Origin of the sequence: Rhodoluna sp. (genome assembly GCF_024639375.1) — a bacterium.
GTDB lineage: Bacteria > Actinomycetota > Actinomycetes > Actinomycetales > Microbacteriaceae > Rhodoluna.
In genome coordinates this window covers 61098-80957 of record NZ_JAHEIM010000002.1, presented here as the reverse complement: position 1 = coordinate 80957, position 19860 = coordinate 61098, and the positions used below count along the sequence as shown (strand labels likewise).

General features: G+C 52.5%; 23 protein-coding genes and 1 tRNA gene. 12 read left to right on the top strand and 12 right to left on the bottom strand.

Annotation, left to right across the window (positions count from 1 at the left end; genetic code table 11):
* Nucleotides 1–3: 3 nt before the first annotated feature.
* Nucleotides 4–795, bottom strand: coding sequence for a class I SAM-dependent methyltransferase (locus tag Q0L28_RS01235; protein ID WP_296630438.1), 792 nt, complete (start codon nt 793–795; stop codon nt 4–6).
* Nucleotides 796–830: 35 nt separating this feature from the next.
* Between Q0L28_RS01235 and Q0L28_RS01230 the strand changes: the two genes are divergently transcribed.
* Nucleotides 831–1586: a phosphoglyceromutase gene (locus tag Q0L28_RS01230; RefSeq protein WP_296630437.1), complete on the top strand. Its 756-nt coding sequence runs from the start codon at nt 831–833 to the stop codon at nt 1584–1586.
* A 59-nt stretch (nt 1587–1645) separates the two neighbouring features.
* On the opposite strand, the gene phoU is transcribed toward Q0L28_RS01230, so the two are convergent.
* Nucleotides 1646–2305: a phosphate signaling complex protein PhoU gene (gene phoU, locus Q0L28_RS01225; protein WP_296630435.1), complete on the bottom strand. Its 660-nt coding sequence runs from the start codon at nt 2303–2305 to the stop codon at nt 1646–1648.
* A 123-nt stretch (nt 2306–2428) separates the two neighbouring features.
* Here phoU and Q0L28_RS01220 point away from each other — a divergent pair, with 123 nt between their 5' ends.
* Together Q0L28_RS01220 and Q0L28_RS01215 are read left to right on the top strand one after the other, a co-directional pair.
* Entirely contained in the window at nt 2429–3598 is a 1170-nt protein-coding gene (locus Q0L28_RS01220; RefSeq protein ID WP_296630433.1) for an ATP-binding protein, read from the top strand.
* The gene (locus Q0L28_RS01215; protein WP_296630432.1) at nt 3595–4281 is read left to right on the top strand and encodes a response regulator transcription factor; all 687 of its coding nucleotides are present in this window, start codon (nt 3595–3597) and stop codon (nt 4279–4281) included. Before Q0L28_RS01220 ends, Q0L28_RS01215 begins: the two co-directional genes overlap by 4 nt.
* A 49-nt stretch (nt 4282–4330) precedes the next feature.
* Here the strand turns inward: Q0L28_RS01215 and Q0L28_RS01210 are convergent, their stop codons facing one another.
* Nucleotides 4331–4849 carry a hypothetical protein gene (locus Q0L28_RS01210; RefSeq protein WP_296630430.1) on the bottom strand — a complete coding sequence of 173 codons (519 nt, stop codon included), beginning with the start codon at nt 4847–4849 and terminating at the stop codon, nt 4331–4333.
* Nucleotides 4850–4948: 99 nt separating this feature from the next.
* Here Q0L28_RS01210 and Q0L28_RS01205 point away from each other — a divergent pair, with 99 nt between their 5' ends.
* From Q0L28_RS01205 to rlmB, 4 genes are read left to right on the top strand one after another with little or no spacing between them, the layout of a single operon-like run.
* On the top strand, nt 4949–5431 hold the full coding sequence (locus tag Q0L28_RS01205) for a CarD family transcriptional regulator (RefSeq protein WP_296630428.1): 483 nt from the start codon (nt 4949–4951) through the stop codon (nt 5429–5431).
* Between the two features lie 7 nt (nt 5432–5438).
* Complete coding sequence (gene ispD, locus Q0L28_RS01200) at nt 5439–6614, top strand: 2-C-methyl-D-erythritol 4-phosphate cytidylyltransferase (protein WP_296630426.1); 1176 nt, start codon at nt 5439–5441, stop codon at nt 6612–6614.
* A complete protein-coding gene (gene cysS / locus Q0L28_RS01195; protein WP_296630424.1) occupies nt 6611–8032 on the top strand; it encodes a cysteine--tRNA ligase in 1422 nt (473 codons plus the stop codon). Before ispD ends, cysS begins: the two co-directional genes overlap by 4 nt.
* Nucleotides 8032–9249: a 23S rRNA (guanosine(2251)-2'-O)-methyltransferase RlmB gene (gene rlmB / locus Q0L28_RS01190; protein WP_296630422.1), complete on the top strand. Its 1218-nt coding sequence runs from the start codon at nt 8032–8034 to the stop codon at nt 9247–9249. The genes cysS and rlmB overlap by 1 nt, the downstream gene beginning before the upstream one ends.
* Before the next feature lies 1 nt (nt 9250).
* Here the strand turns inward: rlmB and Q0L28_RS01185 are convergent, their stop codons facing one another.
* Nucleotides 9251–10558: a DUF4032 domain-containing protein gene (locus Q0L28_RS01185; RefSeq protein ID WP_296630421.1), complete on the bottom strand. Its 1308-nt coding sequence runs from the start codon at nt 10556–10558 to the stop codon at nt 9251–9253.
* Nucleotides 10558–11634, bottom strand: a complete 1077-nt coding sequence (ugpC, locus tag Q0L28_RS01180; RefSeq protein ID WP_296630419.1) for a sn-glycerol-3-phosphate ABC transporter ATP-binding protein UgpC — start codon at nt 11632–11634, stop codon at nt 10558–10560. Before ugpC ends, Q0L28_RS01185 begins: the two co-directional genes overlap by 1 nt.
* A 158-nt stretch (nt 11635–11792) precedes the next feature.
* On the opposite strand from ugpC, the gene Q0L28_RS01175 reads away from it, so the two are divergent.
* Complete coding sequence (locus Q0L28_RS01175) at nt 11793–12641, top strand: thioredoxin domain-containing protein (protein WP_296630417.1); 849 nt, start codon at nt 11793–11795, stop codon at nt 12639–12641.
* A 19-nt stretch (nt 12642–12660) separates the two neighbouring features.
* Here Q0L28_RS01175 and Q0L28_RS01170 read toward each other — a convergent pair whose 3' ends face one another.
* Complete coding sequence (locus tag Q0L28_RS01170) at nt 12661–13251, bottom strand: hypothetical protein (protein WP_296630416.1); 591 nt, start codon at nt 13249–13251, stop codon at nt 12661–12663.
* A gap of 58 nt (nt 13252–13309) precedes the next feature.
* On the opposite strand from Q0L28_RS01170, the gene Q0L28_RS01165 reads away from it, so the two are divergent.
* Nucleotides 13310–13385 (top strand) — tRNA-Thr (locus Q0L28_RS01165).
* Between the two features lie 51 nt (nt 13386–13436).
* Here Q0L28_RS01165 and Q0L28_RS01160 read toward each other — a convergent pair.
* The 3 genes from Q0L28_RS01160 to msrB are packed head-to-tail and all read right to left on the bottom strand — an operon-like array spanning nt 13437 to nt 14502.
* Entirely contained in the window at nt 13437–13856 is a 420-nt protein-coding gene (locus tag Q0L28_RS01160; RefSeq protein ID WP_296630414.1) for a low molecular weight phosphatase family protein, read from the bottom strand.
* Between the two features lie 12 nt (nt 13857–13868).
* Nucleotides 13869–14066 (bottom strand): hypothetical protein, encoded by a 198-nt coding sequence (locus tag Q0L28_RS01155; RefSeq protein WP_296630411.1) that lies wholly within the window; start codon nt 14064–14066, stop codon nt 13869–13871.
* A gap of 34 nt (nt 14067–14100) precedes the next feature.
* Nucleotides 14101–14502, bottom strand: coding sequence for a peptide-methionine (R)-S-oxide reductase MsrB (gene msrB, locus Q0L28_RS01150; RefSeq protein WP_296630409.1), 402 nt, complete (start codon nt 14500–14502; stop codon nt 14101–14103).
* Nucleotides 14503–14567: 65 nt separating this feature from the next.
* Between msrB and Q0L28_RS01145 the strand changes: the two genes are divergently transcribed.
* From Q0L28_RS01145 to groL, 3 genes are all read left to right on the top strand, one after another.
* Nucleotides 14568–15071, top strand: a complete 504-nt coding sequence (locus Q0L28_RS01145) for a LytR C-terminal domain-containing protein (protein WP_296630407.1) — start codon at nt 14568–14570, stop codon at nt 15069–15071.
* A gap of 185 nt (nt 15072–15256) precedes the next feature.
* The gene (locus Q0L28_RS01140) at nt 15257–15457 is read left to right on the top strand and encodes a cold-shock protein (RefSeq protein ID WP_296630404.1); all 201 of its coding nucleotides are present in this window, start codon (nt 15257–15259) and stop codon (nt 15455–15457) included.
* A gap of 158 nt (nt 15458–15615) precedes the next feature.
* A complete protein-coding gene (gene groL / locus Q0L28_RS01135; RefSeq protein ID WP_296630399.1) occupies nt 15616–17232 on the top strand; it encodes a chaperonin GroEL in 1617 nt (538 codons plus the stop codon).
* Between the two features lie 55 nt (nt 17233–17287).
* On the opposite strand, the gene Q0L28_RS01130 is transcribed toward groL, so the two are convergent.
* The 3 genes from Q0L28_RS01130 to Q0L28_RS01120 are packed head-to-tail and all read right to left on the bottom strand — an operon-like array spanning nt 17288 to nt 19818.
* The gene (locus Q0L28_RS01130; protein ID WP_296630397.1) at nt 17288–17575 is read right to left on the bottom strand and encodes a WXG100 family type VII secretion target; all 288 of its coding nucleotides are present in this window, start codon (nt 17573–17575) and stop codon (nt 17288–17290) included.
* Nucleotides 17576–17634: 59 nt separating this feature from the next.
* Complete coding sequence (locus tag Q0L28_RS01125) at nt 17635–19119, bottom strand: ATP-binding protein (protein WP_296630395.1); 1485 nt, start codon at nt 19117–19119, stop codon at nt 17635–17637.
* Nucleotides 19120–19818, bottom strand: coding sequence for a response regulator transcription factor (locus tag Q0L28_RS01120; RefSeq protein WP_296630393.1), 699 nt, complete (start codon nt 19816–19818; stop codon nt 19120–19122).
* Nucleotides 19819–19860: the final 42 nt, after the last annotated feature.

Genomic DNA, 19860 nt, shown 5'->3' with positions numbered 1-19860 from the left:
AATCTAGTTTGGCTGCACTGCTTTCCAATCCAAACTGATTTCACCCAAGCGCCAACGTTTGTGATCGCCAACAATTGGCCAACCCGCTTCAACCAACTGTTTGCAACTGGCAACCCAGCGTTGGGCTGCCCCAAATGCGCCAATGCCTGAATTCGTTTGCCACGCCATGTCGAGGGCACTCAAAAACTCGTGAATCTTTTCACCGGGTTGGTTGTGGTGAATCAAAATCTTGGGCAGACGCTCGGCAACTTTGCTCGGCATTTCCAGGCCACTCAGTCGAAGTGAAATTGTGAAACTAATCGGGCCGGTGGCATCCAAGGTGACCCAGCTGGCCAGTCGGCCAATTTCATCGCAGGTGCCTTCAACAATCACGCCACCCGGCGTAAGCCTCTTTTGCATTAGCGCCCAAGCCGCTGCCACTTCGCTCTCGTCATACTGACGCAACACATTGAAGGCGCGAATCACTGTGGCGCTGTTAGCCAGCGCAGCAGGCAAGGGCACTTCGAAGCCGCCGTGGGTGAAGTGCAGGTTGGGGCCGGCCACGGCAAGCCCTCGCTCAACTCGCTCGCGGTCAATCTCGATGCCAACCACGTGTGTGCCACGATTCACTTTTTGAAGGCGCTGCAGCAACTCGATCGCGGTTATTGGGCTGGCACCAAAGCCAAGGTCAACCACGATTGGCTCATCCGCGGTTCGAAGAATAGGCAGGGCAGCAATGTACCGATCGATTCGTCGAAGTCGGTTGGGGTTGGTGGTTCCCCGAGTGATTGTGCCAATTGGCTTTTTTGCTGCCACGAAACCAACCTAGTCGAACCTCTAAACTTGAGCGCATGACCGCTAAATACACATTGATCCTGTTGCGTCACGGAAACAGTGACTGGAACCAGAAGAACTTGTTTACCGGATGGGTAGACGTAGACCTAAGCGACCAAGGTCGCGAAGAAGCCAAGCGTGCAGGTGAACTGCTAGCCGAGTCAGGCCTAAAGCCAGACCTGCTTTACACATCACGCCTAAAGCGCGCAATCAACACCGCACACATTGCGTTGAGTGCCGCCGACCGCAGCTGGATCGACGTGAAGCGTGACTGGCGTTTGAACGAGCGTCACTATGGTGCGTTGCAAGGCAAAGACAAGGCACAGACTCTTGAAGAGTACGGTGCCGAGATGTTCCAAACCTGGCGCCGCAGCTATGACGTGCCACCACCGCCAATCGATGACAACGATAAGTATTCGCAAGCTCACGATGAGCGTTATGCAGACTTGGGTTCAGATGTGCCAAAGACCGAATGCCTCAAAGATGTTCTAGAGCGCATGTTGCCTTATTGGCTTTCAGACATTCAGCCTTCGCTAAAAGAGGGCAAGACCGTTTTGGTTACCGCACACGGCAACTCGCTACGTGCATTGGTAAAGCACCTCGACCACGTTTCAGATGATGAGATCGCCGAGCTAAACATTCCAACCGGAATTCCGTTGGTTTACAAGCTAGACGAAAACTTCAAGCCAATCGTTGAGGGCGGCGAATACCTTGACCCAGAGGCTGCTGCCGCTGGCGCTGCTGCAGTTGCGGCACAAGGCAACAAGAAGTAAAACCACAAGCTAATAAGAAAAGGCCTCCCAATCGGGAGGCCTTTTCTTATTGCTAAAAACTAAGCGGTTAGGTCTTCGTCTGACCAGTCACCGGTGGTTAGGTAGCTAACCTTCGATGAAATGTCTACTACGTGGTCTGCAAAACGCTCGTGGTAGCGGCTAGCTAGAGTCACGTCAACGGTGAACATTGCGTTCTCTTTCCAGCTGTCGCCAAGAACGGTGTCGAATACGCTGCGGTGCAATTCATCCACACGCTCATCCTCAGCCTGAATCTGGCGAGCGAAGTCTGCGTCGGTGTTCTTCAAAAGCTCAACAACCTGGTGAGCCAGCTTCACGTCAAGTGCGCCCATCTCTTCGAAGGTTGCCTTTAGTGCTTCAGGAACAGCTGCACCTGGAAAACGGTAGCGGGCGATTGCCGCGATGTGGCCAGCAAGAGCACCCATGCGCTCAAGCGAAGCTGAGATGCGAAGGGCTGACACCAGGATGCGCAGGTCGCGAGCAACCGGTGATTGCTTTGCCAAAATCTTGATTACTAGCTCGTCTAGAGCCAGCGCCTTATTGGTCATGGCGTCGGCAACGGCAATGGCCTCGTCGGCAAGAGTCACATCTGAGGTGGTGAAAGCCTTAGTGGCCTTCTCTGCCACACGTGCGGCGTCTTCGGCAATCTCGATTAGGCGAGTCTGAACCTCGTGCAGCTGAGACTGAAAAATTTCGCGCATGGTGCACCTTCCTTAAAACTGTGTATTAGCAAGAACCCTGACAGCCTTAGGTAAACAAAGGCGAAATAGTGCTTGAACTAAGGCCAAATTTCCTCGGATGCGTAAACCCTCCACTCGGGCGGGATGTCAGAATCGCCTAGTGTTAAGAATGTGAACGCATCCTTCGCCATACTACTAGCAGCAGTGCTGGGTTTCTTGGTTGGAGGCGTGCTGGTTTGGGTTCTGGCACTTCGAACCCGGAAGGCCGAATTGGAAGCCGTTGCGACCCAGCCAGTGCAGGAAACTGTGGCATACCTGCTGGATGTCTTGGCTACCGCTGGCGTTGTTGTGGATGGCTCAAATCACGTCGTTCGCGCTACCACCGGGGCTCAAGTTCTGGGTTTGGTTCAAAACCGCATCTTGATTCACAGCTCGTTGGTTGAGCTGGTCGAAAAGGCCCGCATCTCAGGCAACCCATGCGAAGGTGAGTTTGAGCTGTCAACTGGCCTGCGCAACGACAGCGTTTGGGTTCATGCTCGCGCCGCCTTGCTCAAAGATGGCAACGTGCTTTTGACTGTCGAAGACGAAACCGAGTCAAAGCGACTCGAAGACACTCGCCGCGATTTTGTGGCCAACATTTCACACGAACTTAAAACACCAATTGGGGCAATCAGCCTGCTATCCGAAGCATTGGTCGACGCCGCGGATGACGCAACCATGGTGAAGAAATTCGCCGGTGACCTGTTTCGCGAATCTCGTCGCCTAGCCAGCTTGGTTCAAGACATCATTCAGCTATCTCGCCTACAGAGTGCCGACATAGCCAAAAACGCGCATGTGATCGACCTATCCGGAGTTATCTCTGAAGGCGTCGAGCGCAATCAAGTTTTGGCCGAGCGTCGCCACGTGCGTATTAGCTCGGATGCCCCTGCCGGCGTGAAGGTTTTGGGCGATCACGAAATGCTCACCATGGCAGTCAAGAACCTCATCGAGAATGCAATTTTGTACTCGGATGAAGGCAGCCAAGTGGGCATCGGTTTGAGAATCGAACCAGACGATATTGCAGCAATCTCGGTTACCGACAACGGAGTTGGAATCGCGCCTGAGCACCAAGAACGAATCTTTGAACGTTTCTATCGCGCTGACCCATCTCGCTCACGTCAAACCGGAGGCACTGGCCTCGGGTTGTCGATCGTGAAGCATGTTGCCTTGAACCACCGCGGCGACATCCAAGTATTTTCTCGACCAGGTTTGGGTTCTACATTCACCCTGCGCCTGCCGATAGTAAATGAGCAAGACATTGAGGATGAAGAATGACCCGTGTTCTAGTTGTTGAAGATGAAAAGTCACTTCGTGAGCCTTTGGTTTACCTGTTGCAAAAAGAGGGTTACGACGTAGTCGAGGCCGAAGATGGCAGCCAGGCAGTTAGTGTCTTCGAAGACTTCGGTGCAGACATGATTCTGCTCGACCTGATGTTGCCAGGAATGAGCGGCAATGAAGTTTGCCGCCACATTCGCAACACCTCGCAGGTGCCAATCATCATGCTTACCGCAAAAGACTCTGAAATTGACAAAGTGGTTGGCCTAGAAATCGGTGCCGATGACTACGTGACCAAGCCTTATTCAACTCGTGAGCTATTGGCTCGCATGAAGGCAGTGCTTCGCCGCCAGGCTGAGTCACCGGTGGTTCACGAAACCCCCGGCATTCTCGAGGTTGGTTCAGTGCGCATGGATGTTGACCGCCACCTGGTGTTTGTGCACGGTGAAAAGGTTTCAATGCCGCTCAAAGAGTTTGAACTGCTGGAGCTTTTGCTTGAAAACGCCAACCGCGTGCTTACCCGTGGTCAAATCATTGACCGCGTGTGGGGTTCAAACTACTTTGGTGACACCAAGACTTTGGATGTTCACATCAAGCGCATTCGCTCAAAGATTGAAGATGACCCGGCCCGCCCAGAGCACCTGCTCACCGTTCGTGGTCTCGGCTATAAATACGAGGTCTAAGCCTTAAACCAAAAACCCTCCCAATCGGGAGGGTTTTTGCATTGAAAACTTATTCTGCGTGCTGGTCTGCTTCGCCGGCTGCAGGAGTGACGGTGCTCAAGGTGGCCACTAGCGGTGCATATTCGCTTAGGGTGCCGTCTAGAACAGGAACACGAATCTCGTTGCCAGTTGCTGAGTCTTGACCAACGAAGATGCTCACGATCTTGCCTGGAGTCTTGTCTAGGTCGATTCCTAGGGCTGGCTCGCCGTTGTAGCCAATGTCTAGCTTCTGGCCGGCCTTAACGATGAAGTGAACGTCTTTCTTCTCGTTCAAGGTGGCATCGGTGTACTGAATGTGAACTTCAGCGTCTTGCAGGCCTGAGTTGACTAGTGAGCCAAATAGCGCAGCCTGGGTGCCGTTGCTTAGGTAAATGAAGTTGCGGGCCTTGATGGTCTCTAGGTTTACCTGGGCACCGTCGCTCGGGCTGTAAGCCTGGCGGGTAGCCACTGGAGAGGTGAATGTGCAACCGGCAGTACCAAAAACTAGGGCTGCTGCGATAGCAACGGTTGCAAACTTACGAATAGTCATTATTTCCTCCCGAGAAACACTCAATAGCGCTATTAGTTTATCCCTTTGTTACAGTGCAACCCTGTGGTAAAATCGTGGTTTCTGAAGGGAATCACCTGCATGAAGTTTGAAGTCGGCGAAACAGTCGTTTATCCACACCACGGAGCAGCTCAAATCGTTGAGGTTGCTAACAAAACCATTCGTTCTGAAACCAAGTTGTACCTACAACTAAAGGTTGCCCAGGGGGACCTAACCATTTGGGTTCCTGCAGAGAACGTTGAGATGGTTGGCGTGCGAGACGTAATCAACAAGAAGGGCGTTGAGCAAGTTTTCAGCGTGCTTCGCGCCGAGTTCACCGAAGAGCCAACCAACTGGTCACGCCGCTACAAGGCAAACCTTGAGAAGCTGGCATCCGGAGACGTTGTAAAGGTTTCTGAGGTTGTTCGCGACCTATGGCGCCGCGACCAAGACCGCGGCTTGTCTGCTGGTGAAAAGCGCATGCTTGCCAAGGCTCGGCAAATCTTGGTTTCAGAACTTGCCCTTGCTCGCAAAGTTGATGAGGTTAAGGCTTCGGCAACTCTTGATGAAGTTCTAGCTTCTTAGGCCCCACATGACCAATCGCGATCTCGCGGTGGTTGTTGTGGCCGCAGGCCTTGGCACCCGTCTCGGTGCCAACAAACCAAAAGCATTCGTCTCGCTTGCCGAGAAGACTTTGCTTCAGCACACTCTTGAAAACATTGCGCCGCTTGCCTCTCTTGAGCAAGTAATCATCGCCGTGCCAGCTGGGCACGAACAGCAAACCGCCGAACTTGCCGATCTTGCGCTCGCAGGCAAATCAATTCGCTTCGACGTTGTGGTGGGCGGCGATTCTCGTCAGCAATCAATTGCCAATGCACTCGGTGTGCTCGATGAAACTTTGGATGTTGTTTTGGTGCACGATGCTGCGCGTGCGCTTGCCCCGGCAAGTTTGTTTCAGCGAGTAGCCAACGAAGTTCGTCGCTCTGGTTATGGCGTGGTGCCAGCACTAAAAATTGTTGACACCATCAAACGTGTTGACGGTGAAATTGTTCGTGAAACGGTTGATCGCAATTTGTTGCGTGTTGCTCAAACTCCGCAGGGTTTTAAAGTTGCCGATCTTGTTTCGGCCTATGCCGCTGCGGCTAATGAATTCACCGATGACGCTGCTCTATTTCAAGCGCATGGCGGTCAAATTGTTTCGGTCGAGGGTGAAGAAGCGGCCTTCAAAATTACAACCGCGGAAGACCTGGCTGCTGCCGAACTTCGTTTTGCAAATACTTTTAGAAGCGGCATCGGCTCCGATGTGCACCGCTTTAGTGAAGACGAAAACAAGCCGCTTTATTTGGGCACCATCATTTGGCCCGGGGAGCGCGGGCTTGAAGGGCACAGCGATGGCGATGCCGTGAGTCACGCAATTGTTGACGCACTTTTGTCGGCTGCCGGCCTTGGCGACATCGGCTCAAACTTTGGCGTTGACCGCCCTGAATACTCAGGCGCTAACGGTCGTGTCTTTCTCGAAGGCGCAATGAAACTTGTTGCCGAAAACGGTTTTTCAATTCAAAACGTTGCGGTGCAAATTATTGGCAACCGACCAAAGGTTGCACCCATGCGCGCCGCCGTCGAAGCTGAGTTGTCGGGCATCCTGGGTGCACCGGTAACTGTTGGTGCAACCACAACCGACGGCCTCGGATTCTTGGGCAACAGCGAGGGAGTAGCCGCAGTGGCTACAGCCCTGCTGGCAAGTGCCAAAGGTAGGCTTGCCTCGTGAGCCTAAGCCTGTTTGATTCGCGCGCCCAAGCGGTGCGCCCCTTCAGCCCATTGGTGGCTGGGCAGGTTGGCATCTATCTTTGTGGCCCAACCGTTCAAGGTGCCCCGCACGTTGGTCACTTGCGCTCGGCTCTGGTTTACGACCAGCTGCGTCGCTGGCTTGAGGTCAAAGGTATGCAGGTTACTTTGGTGCGCAACGTGACCGACATTGATGACAAAGTTCTAGACAACGCAAAACTTTCTGGTGAACAGTGGTGGGCACTTGCCTACAAGTTTGAAAATGAATTCAACCGTGCTTATTCGGCACTTGGAATTTTGCCGCCGACCTATGAGCCTCGCGCAACGGCAGCCGTGCCAGAGATGCTTGAGCTGATTGATCGACTGATTGAAGCGGGGTATGCCTACCCAGCTGACGACGGCTCGGGCAACGTTTATTTTGCGGCTGGCAAATGGGCCGATTACGGCGAGCTGACCAACCAAAAAATTAACGACATGGATGCCGATTCAGATGCTGACCCACGCGGCAAGCGTGAGCCTCACGACTTTGCACTTTGGAAAGCGCACAAGGCTGGCGAACCAGAATCAGCTGCCTGGCAAACCAAGTTTGGTGCCGGTCGCCCGGGTTGGCACATTGAATGCTCAGCTATGGCAACAAAATATTTGGGCACTAACTTTGACATTCACGGTGGTGGTCTTGATCTGCGATTCCCACACCACGAAAACGAGTTGGCGCAGTCTCGCGCCGCGGGTGATGAATTTGCAAACTACTGGTTGCACAACGGGCTCGTAAATGTTGGAGGTCAAAAGATGTCAAAGTCTTTGGGCAACTCGATTTTTGCAAGCGATCTTTTGAACTCGGCTCGTGAAGTTGTAGTTCGCTATTACTTGGGCTCGGCTCACTATCGCTCGGTGCTCGATTACCACGACGGTGTGCTCGACGAAGCCGAAGCGGCCTATTCAAGAATTGAAGCGTTCATTCAGCGTGCAACTCGTCGTCTTGAAGGCACCAAGCACACCACTTCAGTTCCTGCCGATTTGTTGGCTGCACTTCCTGCAGAATTTATCAACGCTATGGATGACGACCTTGCGATTCCTGCAGCGCTTGGTGTGCTGCACGAAACCGTGCGTGCCGGCAACGCGGCAGTAGACGGCGAAGACCTTGAGGCCGCGGCGGCATCCGTAGTTGCTGTTTTGGCAATGACCGAGGTGCTTGGCATTAACCCAATCTCAGCCACTTGGGCAAAGGCTGCATCAAACGACTCAGTGCTTGATGCGCTGGTGCAGAGTTTGATTGCCGAACGAAACGCAGCGCGCGCTGCAAAAGATTTTGCTCGATCAGATGCGATTCGAGATCAACTGACAGCCGCCGGAATCACAATTGAAGACGGCGCTAACGCAACAAATTGGAGTGTCAACTAATGGCAGGTAAACCAGGTCGCCCAGGAGCGGCAAAAAAGAGCAGCGGCAAAAAAGTTGGCACCGGTGGCCACGGCAAGCAGCGCCTAGAAGGCCGCGGCCCAACCCCTAAGGCTGAAGATCGCAAGGGTCACAAGGCATTTAAAGAACGCCAGCAAGCAGAGCGCAAGGCTGCCGCACTCGGCATCAAGATTGTTGGAAAGGGTGCAGGCAACTCAGGCACTGCTCGCAAGTTTGCTTCAGAGCTAGACCCAAAGATCGCTAGTGCTCGCACTGGCAAGGCGCTTCCGGCGCGCGGCGCTCGTGGCGCAACTGGTGCAGCGGCTGCAGGTGCTCGTGGCACCAAGGCAACGCGTGAAGGCGCTCGCCGGGGAGAGTTCTTGGCACCCAGTGCCCGCACCGCTGGTTCTGCAGGTGCAGCATCTCGTTCGAGTCAGCGCGTGGCCAAGGCCGCAGACGCATCCGAAGTTTTGTCAGGTCGCAACTCAGTGCTTGAGGCACTGCGTTCAAAGGTGCCGGCAACCGCAATGTTCATTGCACAGCGCATCGAGATGGATGACCGCGTAAAAGAGGCAATCAAGATTGCTTCAACTCGTGGCATTGCAGTGAACGAAATTACTCGCCCAGAGATTGACCGAATGACTGGTTATGACTCAGTGCACCAGGGCATCGCGCTTCAGGTTCCGCCATACAAATATCAGCACCCAATGGAATTGTTGGATTTGGTTTTGTCTCGTGGTCAGAAGCCATTGTTTGTTGCGCTTGACGGCATCACCGACCCACGTAACCTTGGTGCAATCATTCGTTCGGTTGCAGCGTTCGGTGGTCAAGGAGTTATCTTGCCTCAGCGTCGTTCAACCGGCGTGACAGCTGCTGCTTGGAAAACCTCTGCTGGTGCAGCGGCACGTGTGCCAGTTGCTCTTGCGGCAAACCTCAACGCGACGCTAAAAGATTTGAAGAAGCGTGGCGTATTTGTGGTTGGTCTTGATGGCGATGGCGAAATGGATTTGCCGAACTTTGAACTCGGCAGCGAACCAATTGTTCTTGTGGTTGGTTCGGAAGGAAAAGGTTTGTCACGTTTGGTTGCAGAAAACTGTGACGCAATTCTTTCAATTCCAATTGCTCGCGACACTGAATCGCTAAACGCAGGCATTGCGGCATCAGTCACGCTTTATGAAATTTCAAAGCGTCGCGCTGCAGCAATCTCAAAGCGCAAGTAATTTAAACCAGGTCGCGCCAGTCAGCTTCTTCGTCGTCTTCGGCAACCACAATGGTTCCCGATGGAATTGCAGTTGGCAAAGTAATCGACTCGGTTGGCGGGCTTAGGTAGGCCTCTTCTTCGCGACGGAATCTCAGAATGTCATTGATGTAAGCGTGCACCGCTTCTTCAATTGGAACATCGCGACCTTGCTCTTCTGACATGTACCAACGGTGTTCAAGCACCTGGTGGTAAATCTCGGCTTGCTCTAGGCGACCAGAAAGTTCTTTTGGAATCGAAGTTATTACTGGCTCAAAAGCATTGCTCAACCATTCGTGCGCCAGCACTTCTTCGTCGGCTCCAGGGCGAGGGTGATTCACTCGGTACTGGTCGAGGTCATTCAGCAGTCGGCGAGCTTGGTTTTCTTCAACATCCAAACCAGTCAGCCGAATGAGGCGGCGCTGGTGGTGGCCAGCATCAACAACCTTTGGCTGAATCTTCACGGTGGTGCCAGATTCGCTGGTCTTGATGGCGAGTTCTTCAATGTCGAAGCCAAGTTCGTTCAGTCGGTCAACGCGACGGTTAATCTTCCAGCGGTCGGCAACATTGAAAGTTTCAACTCCGGTGAGCTCGGCCCATAATTCGCGATATTTGGCTACGATTCGCTCGCTGGTTGCAACTGCGTCGACGCCAGGTTGTGCGTGACCGCTGGCAATTAGGTCCATCAATTCGCCAGCGATGTTTACGCGAGCAATTTCAAGATCGTTTTCGCGCTGGCCGTTTGAAAGGCCTGATTCATAAAGGTGGCCAGTTTCGGCATCAACCAGGTAGGCCGCGAATGCGCCGGCGTCGCGGCGAAACAGAGTGTTAGAAAGCGAAACATCGCCCCAGAAGAAACCGGCGATGTGCAAGCGAACCAGCAACAATGCCAGTGCATCAACCAAGCGCTTGGCGGTGTCCGGGCGCAAACCCTGAGACCACATTGCGCGGTAGGGAAGTGAGAACTTTAGGTGTCGCGTAATCAATACCGAAAGCAGCGGCTCACCATCTGTGGTGGCACGGTTGTTGATAATTGCGAATGGCTCAACGCAAGGCACATCGAGCTTGATCAAATTCTTGAGCATGTCATATTCGCGCTTTGCCAAATCGGGCAGTGTCTCTTTAATCGCGATTACGTTGTCGGCCAGGTGGGCAAAGCGAACTGTGTGACGGCTCAAACCTTTTGGCAGCGCAGCAATGTTTTCAGCTGGCCAGTCTTCTAATGGCAAATGCCACGGTAGATCCAGCAGTGCTGGCTCTACCGTGGCAGCCGTAATGTCTAGTGAACTCACTAGTTAAGACGCAAACCAGTTTCAACATCGAACAAGTGCACGATGCCGCCTTCAGCCTTTAGGTAAACAGTGTCGCCAGCCTTAGGGTGAACGCGACCGTCAACACGAGCAACTAGATCGTGGTTTGCACCATCGAAGTCTGAGTGACCGTATAGGTAGCCGTCTGCACCAAGTTCTTCAACAACGTCAACCTCAACCTTGAGGCCATCTTTAGTTGAAACAACCATGTTTTCTGGACGAACACCAACGGTGATGGTCTTCTGCTTGGTCTTAGCCAGAACATCTTTGCTGATCTTCAGAACGGTGGTGCCGAACTGCACGCCACCTTCAACGATTGGCAACTGCAATAGGTTCATGGCTGGTGAGCCAATGAAGCCAGCAACGAAAACGTTCTGTGGGGTGTCGTAAAGCTCCTGAGGGGTAGCAACCTGCTGAAGCAAGCCATCCTTTAGAACTGCAACGCGGTCACCCATGGTCATCGCTTCAACCTGGTCGTGAGTCACGTAAACAGTTGTGACACCAAGGCGACGCTGTAGCGAAGCAATCTGAGTGCGAGTCTGAACGCGAAGTTTTGCGTCAAGGTTTGAAAGAGGCTCGTCCATCAAGAACACCTGAGGCTTGCGAACAATCGCGCGACCCATTGCCACACGCTGACGCTGACCACCAGAAAGGGCCTTTGGCTTGCGAGCTAGGTATGGCTCAAGATCTAGAAGCTTGGCTGCTTCAAGAACGCGCTCGGCACGCTCTTCTTTGCTAACACCAGCAATCTTTAGAGCGAAGCCCATGTTCTCGGCAACGGTCATGTGTGGGTACAAAGCGTAGTTCTGGAAAACCATCGCAATGTCGCGGTCTTTTGGCGGAACGTCGGTGACGTCGCGGTCGCCAATGCGAATGTGGCCGCCGTTTACCTCTTCTAGGCCGGCAAGCATGCGCAGGGTGGTTGATTTACCGCAACCAGAAGGGCCAACCAAAACCAAGAATTCGCCATCCTTGATTTCTAGGTTGATTTTGTCTACTGCTGGGCGGGTTCCGCCTGGGTATAGGCGGGTTGCGTTATCGAATGTTACTGATGCCATTTTTTCTATTCCTTCACCGGCAGGTACGTGCCGGACGATCCGTTGTGAAAGGCCCAACAGCGGCGCTGCTGGGTAAAAGTCATTATTGCACCCCCAAAAGGTCATCTAAACTGGTGAGGTTCAACGTCACCAAATCGTGACAAACAGTTAGGTATCGAATGACCCCGAACGAACCAAAACTTACCCGCGCCGAGCAGCGCGAAGCAGCCCGCGCCAAGTCACGTGAGATGCGCGAAAACTTCAAACGCGGCCAAAAGCGCCGCAAGCTCATCACTCAGGTGAGTGTTGTTGCCGGTGCTCTAGGTGTAGTTGCCATCATCTTGGCGATTGTCCTCACCGGAATCAACAACCAGGCCAACAACAGCAAGGCGCCAGCAAACTTTCTTTTCGACGGTGGCATCAAGATTGGTGCCGGCGCAGAAGCCTTCACCAATACCTCAACCCCGACCCCTACTGCTTCTTCAAACAAGCACGTGCCTAACATCAAGATCTACCTAGATTTTGAGTGCCCGGCATGTGGAATGTTCGAGCAGGCAAACTCAGCTCAGATCACCAACTGGGTTGAGACTGGCGCAGCGACTCTAGAAGTTCACCCGATCTCAATCGTGAACGGCAATCACTCAAGCACCCCAAACTGGTCAGAAACCGCTGGCAATGCTGCACTTTGCGTTGCCAACTACGACCCAAACAACTTCTTGAAGGTTCACAACTGGCTTTACTCACTTCCGCCAACTAACCAGGATGAGTTGTTCAACTCAAAGTGGGCAGCCGTTGATGACGAGCAGTTGAAAACCCAGCTCAAGTCATTCGGAATTGCCAAGAGCAACAAGGTAACTGCCTGCATCGACAAGAAAACCTATGTTCCTTGGTTGCAGAACGAAACCAGTCGAGTGGTGCCGAGCATTGTTACCGGTACCCCGACGATCCTGATCGATGGCAAGCCATACACCGGCGACATTGACCCAGCCAGCTTTGCGCAGGCTGTTCTTGCCGCAATGAATGGCTAGAGGTTTAACGAATCTCTTTTTACTTTAGCTCGGCCGTTTTTTGTGCTGCTTTTCGAAGGAGCGCTCTACCTTCAGCCAGTGCCTCATTACCTTCAGCAATCTTGCTGACGTCTTGTTCTTTCAGCGCAGCTACTGCGAGAGTCATACCTTTGGATTGCAAGTTCCAGCCTGTCACAAGGTCGTTGTGAATCAGAGAAAGGGTTTCATCGCTTGGGGTGAGGGCTTCAAGTTCAGCTATAAAACTTTGCACTCTCGGTAGTAATGAAATGAGCGTGTTGTACATCGTCAAGTCGTCAGTGTAATTTTCGCCACTGACTGAATCGTAGGTATTCAGGATTGCCGATTCTTCCTGTCCTAGTGCAGCTAAATTGCCCAAGTATTCATTGATCAAAGCTTGGTCAGTGCCTTCATTTGTTTCTGAAGCCCCCGATTGGCTAGAGGATGAGTCAACAGCTCCGGCCCCACCGACATTTATCGTGCATGAGCAAAGGCAAACCGAAATCGCAATTCCAACGACCGTGCCAATAAGACTTCTGCGAGACATATTTAGTTTCCCCCTAATTCGCAATTCCCATTCCACGATAACAGGCAGCGTTGCCCACTTAGCCACTAGGATTGTCTCTTGGAATGCGGGGTAACCTGCCTTCCAGGTAGCTCTAGGGCTATCGGCCGACCTGGCGCAATTGGTAGCGCATCGCACTTGTAATGCGAGGGTTAGGGGTTCGAGTCCCCTGGTCGGCTCCACTAACAAAAATGCCTCCCGCAAGGGAGGCATTTTTCATTTAAGTATTTGAGCTACGCGACGCCAAGTTCTGCTGCCAGTTGCTTCACGCGAGCGTAAATGTCGTCGCGCACCAGGTTGGCTCGTTCGGCACCGTGAATACCTTGCTCAGCAGGTTCAACGGTTAGCCAAGTTTCAATCTCGGCTTTCATGCCCTCGACAGGAGCAACCTTTGCTTGGTCACCAAGAATTACAACTCGGTCAGCCTTGCGCAAAACTTCCGGGTCGATTGCCTTGGGGAATTGGCCTTCAACACCGATGCCAATTTCGGCAAGTGCAACCACGGCATCGCCGGCAAGATTTTCATCTGGGCCAGTGCCGCCTGAATAGATGTCAACTTTGTCGCCGGCAATGTGGCGCATCAAAGCTTCAGCAGTTTGTGACTTGCCTGCGTTGTGAACGCAAATAAAAAGTACCGATGGTTTAGACGACATTTGAAAACTTTCTTAGCCAAGCAATTTGTGCAGCACTTCATAAACCAAAAACGCCGGCCACACTAGGGCCTTTAGAAAACCAAGCACGCCATCCCAGAAGCCGTCGGCCTTTGAGATGAAGTAAACGGCGGCACCAATAAATGCCAAGAACATGAATGCACCAACGCCGCCATTGGTTACGTTGTTTCTATCTTTTTTGTAATCGCTCATCTTCGAAGCCTAAACGCTTTGGATGAATCCCAAGTTAATTGGCTGGTGCAAAGGTAATGCTCACCGAGTTGATGCAATAGCGATCGCCGGTTGGTGTTTGCGGGGCATCTTCAAAAACGTGACCCAGGTGTGAACCGCAGTTGGCGCAACGCACTTCGGTGCGCAGCATGCCGTGGCTGCGATCTTCGATTAGCTCTACCGCATCGCCGGCTTTGGGTTCATAAAAACTTGGCCAGCCGCAGTGTGAGTCGAATTTGGCATCACTTCTAAAAAGTTCAACTCCACAGGCCTTGCAAGAAAAGATGCCCGTTCGGTGTTCTTCGAGCAGCTCGCCGGTATAGGCACGCTCGGTGCCAGCCTCGCGAAGCACGTGGTACTCAAACTCGGTCAACTGGCTGCGCCAGTCATCCTCTGACTTTTGAATGGGGTATTTCATGATGCACCTGGCCTAATATTGAGAGCACCCCGCGTTTTGGGCGCTTGATAAAGATAAGCAGGATCATGGCAAAAAAGTTCCCAATCGATGAATTCGATTCGGCAACCCAGCATGGTGGCAGACACCGTGTGCGTCGCACTGCCAAAGACCGCGTCTATGAATGGGTTCGCATTTTTGTGGCAGCAGCCGTGATTGCAGTGATTGGCTATGGCGCGCTAAAGCTAGTTGAAAGCAGCACGGTTTTTGATGGCGTTCTGCCTCAGCCGAGTGCCAGCGCTTCGCAGTCAGCCCCAGGAGTAAAACTTCTGGATGGCACCGCAGTCGAGGCAAAAGTTACCAAAGCGTCTACTGCTTTGATCGACGGCAAGTTCAACTTTTTGGGTGCTGCCAAATTGCAAGACGCAGATGGCACGCAAATTTCGATTGAGAAAACTTTGATTGTGATCACTGACGAGGTTTTCCGCTCGCAGGCATCCGAAGTGGCTGCTCTTTTTGGCGATGCACCAATTCAGGTTTCAACTGAGTTTGCTGGCCCAATCACCGTGGTCTTAGGAAAAGATTTTAAATAAAACGCACTTTTAGAGTTATAACCGTTTTGTAACCGATTGCGTGGATTGTTGCGCAGCCCTACCTTATGAAGCAGCTAGGGGCTAGGGTTAGAACTGGTCGTAGCAGTATCCGTAGCACAAGCTCTTTTCTATGCGACTCAGCCCGGGGATTTTTCGGGTTGTTCGATTAGTAACAGGAGTAAAACATGGCACAAGGAACCGTCAAGTGGTTCAACGCTGAAAAGGGTTTTGGTTTCATTACCCAGGATGGCGGAGCGGATGTATTCGTACACTTCTCAGCAATCCAGTCAGAGGGCTACAAGGAGCTGAAGGAAAACCAGCGCGTTGAGTTCGAAGTTAAGAACGGCGACAAGGGCCCTCAGGCTGACGCAGTTCACGTTATCTAAGCGACCGCTAGATTTCATAGGAACCCATCCCTTCGGGGGTGGGTTTTTTATTGCCCTGATGCCCTGTGGATCATTTGCACTCTCGGGTCGAGAGTGCTAAAACTGTATTAGCACTCAAACCTACCGAGTGCTAACTACTTACAGGAGATTGAATCCCAATGGCAAAAATCATTCACTTCGATGAAGAGGCCCGTCGCGGACTAGAGCGCGGACTGAACATCCTTGCAGACACCGTAAAGGTGACCCTTGGCCCACGTGGACGCAACGTGGTTCTAGAGAAGAAGTGGGGCGCCCCAACCATCACTAACGATGGTGTTTCGATCGCTAAAGAGATCGAGCTAGACGACCCGCTAGAGAAGATTGGCGCGGAGCTAGTAAAGGAAGTTGCCAAGAAGACTGACGACGTTGCCGGTGACGGAACAACAACTGCAACCGTTCTTGCTCAGGCATTGGTTCGCGAAGGTCTTCGCAACGTTGCTGCTGGTGCAGACCCAATCAGCCTGAAGCGAGGAATCGACAAGGCAGTTGCCGCGGTTATCGCAGAGCTAATCAACAACGCAAAGCCAGTTGAGACTCAGGCACAGATTGCTGCAACCGCATCTATCTCTGCAGGCGACACTCAGATTGGTGAACTAATCGCCGAGGCAATCGAGAAGGTTGGCAAAGAGGGCGTTGTAACCGTTGAAGAGTCAAACACCTTTGGCATCACTCTTGAGCTAACCGAAGGTATGCGCTTCGACAAGGGCTACATCTCTGCTTACATGGTGACCGACCCAGAGCGTCAAGAGGCAGTTCTTGAAGACGCTTACGTTTTGATCGTCAACGGCAAGATTTCAAACATCAAGGATGTTCTGCCAGTTGTTGACAAGGTGATCCAGGCTAACAAGCCACTTTTGATTATTGCTGAGGATGTCGACGGCGAAGCGCTTGCGACTTTGATCGTCAACAAGATCCGTGGCATCTTCAAGTCAGTTGCTGTAAAGGCTCCTGGCTTTGGTGACCGTCGCAAGGCAATGTTGCAGGACATCGCAATCCTGACCGGTGGTCAGGTTATTTCTGAAGAAGTTGGTCTAAAGCTAGAGAACACCACTCTTGACCTATTGGGTCGCGTTCGCAAGGTTGTTATCACCAAGGACGAAACCACAATCGTTGAGGGCGCTGGAGACCAGGCTCAGATTGCTGGTCGTGTTGAGCAGATTCGTCGCGAGATGGAAAACACTGACAGCGACTACGACCGCGAGAAGTTGCAGGAGCGTTTGGCAAAGCTTGCTGGTGGTGTAGCAGTTATTAAGGCTGGTGCAGCAACCGAGGTTGAGCTAAAGGAGCGCAAGCACCGCATTGAAGACGCAGTTCGCAACGCGAAGGCTGCTGTTGAAGAAGGCATCGTTGCCGGTGGTGGTGTTGCATTGCTACAGGCAGGCAAGACTGCATTTGAGAAGCTAGAGCTAACTGGCGACGAGGCAACCGGTGCAAACATCGTGCGCGTTGCAATCTCGGCTCCGCTAAAGCAAATTGCCCTAAACGCGGGCCTAGAGCCAGGTGTTGTAGCCGAGAAGGTTGCTAACTTGCCTTCAGGCCAGGGTCTAAACGCTGCAACCAACGAGTACGTTGACATGCTTGAGGCTGGCATCAACGACCCAGTGAAGGTGACTCGCTCTGCATTGCAGAACGCAGCATCGATCGCTGGTTTGTTCTTGACCACCGAGGCTGTTGTTTCGGAGAAGCCAGAGCCGGCTGCGGCTCCTGCTGCTCCTCAGGGTGGCATGGACTTCTAAAGTTCGAAAACTTAAATGGGCGGTCACTTCGGTGGCCGCCCATTTGTTTTATCCGCTAAAGAAAAAGTCGTTGATTGGCGTATTCGATTTCGCTGTATTGCTGCGCCGCGATCGCAAGGGCATGGCCTAGTTCGCCCAGTTGTGAATCGACCGCCGTGGCGGTGCTGCGCCAACGCAACACCAGCTCTTGAAAACTGTTTGCGGCTACACCTTGCCAACTGCCCTCAAGAGATTGCAATTGCGAATGCAAGGTGTTGGCTTCGTGGTTAAGTCGACCGATGGTGTTTTGAATCGCGGCATTGGCCGCCATGACTTGTTCGCTGTCTACGCTGAAATGTGGCATGAATCAAGACTGCATAATTTGCAGCGAGTCACACAAATTTGAAACGAATCTGTGGATTACTAAGCCGGCACGTCGACGCGGAAGGTTGCGCCACCATCAGGAGTTTCAGTGGCCTCGATGGTTCCTCCGTGGCGAGCAACAATGCTTGAGACGATTGAGAGACCAAGCCCTGAACCGCCGGTCTCACTGTTGCGAGAGTTGTCGACGCGGTAAAAACGCTCAAATACTTTTTTGCGCAATTGTTCTGGAATGCCTTCACCGTGATCGCGCACTTCAATAATTAGTCGCTGCTCACCAGCTAGTTTTGCGTTTGCATCAATTGCAACTTCAATTTGTGCATCGGCAGGTGAAAAGCGCGCTGCGTTGGCAAGCAAATTGGTGAGCACCTGACGCATTGAATTTGCGTCAACATTTGCGCTGATTTCAACCTGACCTTCGAGCTCTTTGCCATTCATGTCGGTCACAACAATTTTGCGATTGCCATCGGCTACGGACGCATCCTTAGCGGCATCAACTGCGAGAGAAACAATGTTGGTGCGAGTCTTTTTGAGCTGCTGGGTTTCATCAAGGCGGGTGAGGGTAAGCAGGCTTTCAACCAGACCGGTCATTCGAACAGCTTCACTCTCGATGCGACTCATTGCCTCGGCAACCTTCTGTGGTTGGTCGAGAGCGCCCATTCGATAGAGCTCGGCATAACCGCGAACCGAAACCAGGGGAGTGCGAAGTTCGTGACTCGCATCGGCTACAAACCGGCGCATTTGGTCGAGAGTCTTGGCGCGGTCTTTCATGGCCGTCTCAACACCATCGAGCATTGAGTTAAGCGATCGGTTCAGGCGGGCCATTTCAGTTTGGCCAGGGTGTTCAACCAAGCGCTGAGAAATGTCACCGGCGCTGACTGCCTCGGCTGTGCGTTCCACTTCATTCAGGGGTTTTAGAGCGGAAGAAATAGTGAGCCAAATAGAAAGGCCACTTAGTAATAGCAGCAACAAGCCAAAGCCGCCACCGATGTAGCCATACTGCGCAAGCAAAGCGTTGTTTGCGCCGGTGGGCAGAGCCACCACAAGTGAGCCGGGCATGCTGGTTAGCGGCACGGCCACCATGCGCCAGCCGTGGTCGCTGGTGGTTCCGTTGATCACGCCATTGCTATCAACCTCGAACGGACGACCTTTGGTTGCCATCACATAAGAGGATGAGAAATTGCTTACGTTCGGAATTTCATTTTCATCGCTGGCTGATGAAACTAAGCCGATCAAAATGTCGCCATTGATGTCGACATAGGCAATGTAAAAATCGCTCGGCAAACTTGGCAACTGCAGTTGGTGGGTTGCCAATCGCATTTCAACCTGCGCCGGGTCTTCATGTGCAAGCGCGGCCGCTGTGGAACTCAGCAGAGTGTCAACGTTGGCTTGCAAATATGTGCGAAGCAACGAGATAGTGCCAAAGCTAGAAACCACAAGCAACAACCCAATCAGTGAAACCGATAGGGCGGTTAGCTTGGTGCGCAGCGAGACGCGCTCCCAAGCGGTTGCTAACTTTGAATTCAATTACTTGCCGTTCTTAGTTGACTTATACATGTAGCCAACACCACGTTTAGTTTGAATCAAAGGTTCTGTGGTCAGCGGGTCGAGCTTCTTGCGAAGGTATGAAACATAAGACTCGACGATTCCCATTTCGCCGTTGAAGTCGTATTCCCAGACGTGATCCAGAATCTGAGCCTTGGTAAGCACTCGGTTTGGGTTCGACATCAAGAAACGAAGCAGCTTGTATTCGGTCGGGCTCAAATCAACTACGGTGCCATTTACGAATACATCGTGAGCATCCTGGTTGATCTTGATTTCGCCAACCTCAAGAACCGACTCTTCTACCTCGGCGGCTTTGGTGCGACGCAGAATCGCGTTGATTCGAGCAACAATCTCATCCAAGCTAAATGGCTTGGTCATGTAGTCATCGCCACCAACGGTTAGTCCAGTGATTTTGTCTTCGGTTTCGTCGCGAGCGGTCAAAAACAGAATCGGAGCGTTGATGCCCATTGAACGAAGTTTCTTGGTGACGCTAAAGCCGTTCATGTCGGGCAGCATCACATCTAGCAAGATGATGTCTGGCTCGCCCTTTTCGGCGGCGGCTACTGCATCGGCGCCGTTGGCAACTGCATAAACACTGAAGCCGGCGAAGCGGAGGCTAGTTGAAAGAAGGTCGCGGATGTTGGGTTCGTCATCGACGACTAATACCTTGATGTTTTCCATGGGTTCAGTTTCAGGGAATTTGCTGTGAGAAACCTGAAAGAC

Coding starts and splice junctions, on each gene's coding strand:
- Q0L28_RS01230 (WP_296630437.1), top strand. CDS start 831: ATGACCGCTAAATACACATTGATCCTGTTGCGTCACGGAAACAGTGAC.
- Q0L28_RS01160 (WP_296630414.1), bottom strand. CDS start 13,856: ATGTCGTCTAAACCATCGGTACTTTTTATTTGCGTTCACAACGCAGGC.
- groL (WP_296630399.1), top strand. CDS start 15,616: ATGGCAAAAATCATTCACTTCGATGAAGAGGCCCGTCGCGGACTAGAG.
- Q0L28_RS01120 (WP_296630393.1), bottom strand. CDS start 19,818: ATGGAAAACATCAAGGTATTAGTCGTCGATGACGAACCCAACATCCGC.
- Q0L28_RS01175 (WP_296630417.1), top strand. CDS start 11,793: ATGACCCCGAACGAACCAAAACTTACCCGCGCCGAGCAGCGCGAAGCA.
- Q0L28_RS01155 (WP_296630411.1), bottom strand. CDS start 14,066: ATGAGCGATTACAAAAAAGATAGAAACAACGTAACCAATGGCGGCGTT.
- Q0L28_RS01205 (WP_296630428.1), top strand. CDS start 4,949: ATGAAGTTTGAAGTCGGCGAAACAGTCGTTTATCCACACCACGGAGCA.
- Q0L28_RS01130 (WP_296630397.1), bottom strand. CDS start 17,575: ATGCCACATTTCAGCGTAGACAGCGAACAAGTCATGGCGGCCAATGCC.
- rlmB (WP_296630422.1), top strand. CDS start 8,032: ATGGCAGGTAAACCAGGTCGCCCAGGAGCGGCAAAAAAGAGCAGCGGC.
- Q0L28_RS01215 (WP_296630432.1), top strand. CDS start 3,595: ATGACCCGTGTTCTAGTTGTTGAAGATGAAAAGTCACTTCGTGAGCCT.
- phoU (WP_296630435.1), bottom strand. CDS start 2,305: ATGCGCGAAATTTTTCAGTCTCAGCTGCACGAGGTTCAGACTCGCCTA.
- Q0L28_RS01145 (WP_296630407.1), top strand. CDS start 14,568: ATGGCAAAAAAGTTCCCAATCGATGAATTCGATTCGGCAACCCAGCAT.
- Q0L28_RS01220 (WP_296630433.1), top strand. CDS start 2,429: ATGTCAGAATCGCCTAGTGTTAAGAATGTGAACGCATCCTTCGCCATA.
- ugpC (WP_296630419.1), bottom strand. CDS start 11,634: ATGGCATCAGTAACATTCGATAACGCAACCCGCCTATACCCAGGCGGA.
- Q0L28_RS01140 (WP_296630404.1), top strand. CDS start 15,257: ATGGCACAAGGAACCGTCAAGTGGTTCAACGCTGAAAAGGGTTTTGGT.
- ispD (WP_296630426.1), top strand. CDS start 5,439: ATGACCAATCGCGATCTCGCGGTGGTTGTTGTGGCCGCAGGCCTTGGC.
- msrB (WP_296630409.1), bottom strand. CDS start 14,502: ATGAAATACCCCATTCAAAAGTCAGAGGATGACTGGCGCAGCCAGTTG.
- Q0L28_RS01210 (WP_296630430.1), bottom strand. CDS start 4,849: ATGACTATTCGTAAGTTTGCAACCGTTGCTATCGCAGCAGCCCTAGTT.